We start from the raw sequence: 3,071 nt of genomic DNA, 5'->3' as shown, positions 1-3,071 counted from the left end.
CGGTCGGGAGGCCGCGGGCTTGGAAACCGGCGGCGGTCTCGGCGAAGGCGTCGAAGCGCAGGCAGCGGACGAACATGCGGGGCAGGTCCGCGTCGGGCGGCGGGCCGGGTAGTGGCTCCCGGTGCGTCCGCACCGGCATCGGAGTGGAGCCGGCGCGCAGCCACTCGGCGTCGCCGGGATCCTCCACGCCGATAGCGGCCGGATCCAGCGGCCGAGCGCTGTCCCCGCCAGCGGTCGACGGCCTCACCGAGCTCCGCGTGGACGTGGTCCGCCGTGGTAGGACTGACCGAGCCGAAGCGATTGGCGAACGGGGCCGCCAGGCCCCCGCCGAAGGTCGACGGCAGCTCGAGCGCGACAGGGTGGCAGGGCACACGGACGGCCACCGTCTCCAGACCCCCGGTCGCCTCCAACGGCACCCGGCGACCGCGCCGCAGCACCAGAGTCAGCGGCCCCGGCCATAAGCGTTCGGCCAAAGACTACGCGGTCGCCGGCACGTCCTCGACCCACTCGTGCAGATGCCGGCCCCCGCCGATGTGAACGATCAGCGGATGGGAGGACGGACGCCCCTTGACCCCCCTTGACCTGGAAGATCCGCGCCACAGCGGCCGGGTCCTCAACATCGACGCCCAGACCGTAGACGGTCTCGGTCGGGAAGGCTACCAGCCCTCCCGCGCGCAGCACACCGACCGCCTTCTCGACGCCACTGGTACTGGCCGTCACCTTCGCACCCTCCCACTCTTGGGTCCTCGCGCCTGTCCTACCACAACGGCCAACCGGCGAAGCGCGCCTACCGCGCAGGTCGGACTCTATGCCGCCCCCTCGGCCCCTCCCACAGCGGAGAGTGGAAAATGATCTTGCTTAGTGTGGAATCCGACAGAGCGAGGTCTGGCGTTGCCGCTGATCAAAGAGTTTCGTCGACAGCCCGGTCGGGCGCAGGGGATGGCGTCGCTAGTCCTGGGATTGGGAATCGTCACCAACGAGTCGTGTCGTCGGTGTGTGCACCGCTGTTAGCGGTGACCTCCCGGCTCACGCCTTTCGCTCTTCGAAGACCTGCCTGGCGCAAATCTGCACTGCGCAGGTCCGCGCCAGCAAGGTTTGCACCGCGCAGATCGGCACCAGCCAGGCTGACGCCTACCAGATTCACACCGGCCAACTTTGCGCCACGCAGATCCGCGCCGCGCAGGTCCGCTGCTTTGCCTCGGTGCACCTCGCCGTCCGGCTCGTGCAGGTTCGCGCCGCGCAGGTCAGCGCCTATCAGGTCTGCTTGCCGCAGGTCCGCGCCGCCTAGGTCAGCGCCGTTCAGATCTAGGAGCGTCAGTTCCGCCTGGTGCAGGTTCGCGCGATGAAGATTAGCCCCCTGCAGCCGTGAGTTGCGCAGGTCCGCGCCCCTTCAGGGCTGCGTTGTCCAGGATGGCACCGCGCAGGTCCGCGTTATGCAGGTCCCCGCCGTTCAGAAAAGCGGTCGTCAGGTTCGTTTGACGCAGGTCAGTATTGCCTAGCGCAGCACCGTCTAGGTTCGCGCTGGTCAGAGCTTTGTAGGCGAGGTGGCGGTGATGGAAGTCGACGTTGTGCAGGTCGAGGGGATCGCGGCCGTTGGCCGGCGGGGAGGCTGCCACGGTTGTGAGGGCGGCCTCCACGTCGACGGCCAAGCGGGTCCTGTCCAGCCCCGGAGGGACAGGCCCTGACGGCTTGTCGGAGCCCGATGGATTGTCCTGGGCGTGGGTGCGAACATATGCGGCCAGCACCGAACGTATGGTGCTGCGGTCGTCTGGGGAATCCTTCATCAGACGCTGCAGCGCGTAGACACCGCCCATGCGCACCTCGGCTTGTCCGACCCGAGTTGCTCAATCGCTTTGGTGTAGCGGTCGGTGATCTGCCCTTGGCGGGGCACCTCCAGCGTCCGGGCAGTGAGCCTTTTTCAGCGGCGGTTGCGTGTGCGCTGATCACAGCATGATCGCGGACGGCGTGGGCGGCGCCGGACGTCAAGAAGCCCCTGGTAGGACGGTTGGTCTCTCACAACGCCCCGTCCCCACCAGAGGCCTCACATGCTTTTGTACCGTGCTTCGCTGCCGCTGTCGCGCCGGACCCTGGCCTACGCCACCGGTGTCGTCCGCCGACACCGCCGGGCCCTCGGCAGCAAGGGCCGGCGCCTGCCCTCGGGTATGCAAGCTCTGATGACCTTGGTCTACCTGCGCAAGGGCGAGACCTACGCCGAGTTGGGCGCCGGATTCGGCGTGTCGACCACCACCGCGTGGCGCTATGTCAACGAGACCGTCGACCTGCTCGCCGCCCGCGCGCCCAAACTCGGAAACGCGCTGGCCAGAGCGGTCAAAGCCGGGCTGCCTCACCTGGTGCTGGACGGCACTTTGGTCTCGATCGACCGGGTCGCCGCCGACCGGCCCTACTACTCGGGGAAACATCGCCGCCACGGCATGAACCTCCAGGTCATCGCCGCACCGGACGGGACCCTGCTGTGGGTGTCGGGACCGCTGCGCGGCTCAGTTCACGACCTGACCGCGGCCCGGATCCGGGGCGTCATCCGGGCACTGGCCGCCACCGGGCTGCCCGTGCTGGCCGACAAGGCCTACCAGGGCGCCGGCGCGCACATCCTCACGCCCTACAAGGGACGCGACAAGCCCGAGCCCCAGAAGGACGCCAACCGCGCCCACGCCAAGCTCCGCGGACCCGGCGAACGAGCGAACGCCCAGCTCAAGTCATGGCGCATCCTGCGCAAGCTGCGCTGCTGCCCCCACCGCGCCGGACACCTCGCCAAGGCCATCCACACCCTGCAACTCCGCGAGACCGCAGCACGCTGAAAAAGGTTCAGTGTAGAGAAGTCCTGCAGCGGTGAACACCACACCGACAATGACCACCAGTCCGGTCACCGACTGCATCAACACCGCCCGTGCCTGGTTCACCGACTCGAGCCGCTCGGCCACCGTCAGCCTTGACCGTTCGGCCTCACTCAACGGCTCACGTTCACCCGACAGCCACCGCGCCCCCGGCACCAGCAGTCCCCACAGAGCCAGCACCACCGCCGCCGCTGTCTCCTCTACACATCTCCGAGCCCA

At 68.4% G+C, this 3,071-nt stretch carries 5 protein-coding genes and 2 pseudogenes; 2 read left to right on the top strand and 5 right to left on the bottom strand.

The features are described 5' to 3' along the window. The 5 genes and pseudogenes from ETD96_RS47370 to ETD96_RS42915 form a co-directional block, all read right to left on the bottom strand. Positions 1-187: hypothetical protein (locus ETD96_RS47370; RefSeq protein ID WP_240808636.1), on the bottom strand; the 187-nt coding region annotated here is incomplete at its 3' end. A gap of 106 nt (positions 188-293) precedes the next feature. Then, a pseudogene (locus ETD96_RS47845) lies at positions 294-416 on the bottom strand (L-threonylcarbamoyladenylate synthase); the annotation flags it as partial. Positions 417-621: 205 nt separating this feature from the next. Continuing rightward, positions 622-681 (bottom strand): annotated as a pseudogene (locus tag ETD96_RS47840) (Sua5/YciO/YrdC/YwlC family protein); the annotation flags it as partial. 289 nt (positions 682-970) lie between these two features. Further along, positions 971-1,363 (bottom strand): pentapeptide repeat-containing protein, encoded by a 393-nt coding sequence (locus ETD96_RS48350; protein ID WP_420884840.1) that lies wholly within the window; start codon positions 1,361-1,363, stop codon positions 971-973. Next, positions 1,350-1,814, bottom strand: a complete 465-nt coding sequence (locus ETD96_RS42915; RefSeq protein WP_138642211.1) for a pentapeptide repeat-containing protein — start codon at positions 1,812-1,814, stop codon at positions 1,350-1,352. The genes ETD96_RS48350 and ETD96_RS42915 overlap by 14 nt, the downstream gene beginning before the upstream one ends. 231 nt (positions 1,815-2,045) lie before the next feature. On the opposite strand from ETD96_RS42915, the gene ETD96_RS42910 reads away from it, so the two are divergent. Both ETD96_RS42910 and ETD96_RS46330 read left to right on the top strand, forming a co-directional pair. After that, positions 2,046-2,816, top strand: a complete 771-nt coding sequence (locus ETD96_RS42910) for a transposase family protein (RefSeq protein ID WP_138642210.1) — start codon at positions 2,046-2,048, stop codon at positions 2,814-2,816. Between the two features lie 31 nt (positions 2,817-2,847). Further along, positions 2,848-3,071 (top strand): hypothetical protein (locus tag ETD96_RS46330; protein ID WP_205719750.1); only part of this gene is annotated, 224 nt, incomplete at its 3' end.

The organism is Actinomadura geliboluensis (assembly GCF_005889745.1).
In the GTDB taxonomy this organism is placed as follows: domain Bacteria; phylum Actinomycetota; class Actinomycetes; order Streptosporangiales; family Streptosporangiaceae; genus Spirillospora; species Spirillospora geliboluensis.
The sequence above is the reverse complement of the archived record's forward strand: the minus strand, read 5'-3'. Positions and strand labels throughout refer to the sequence as shown.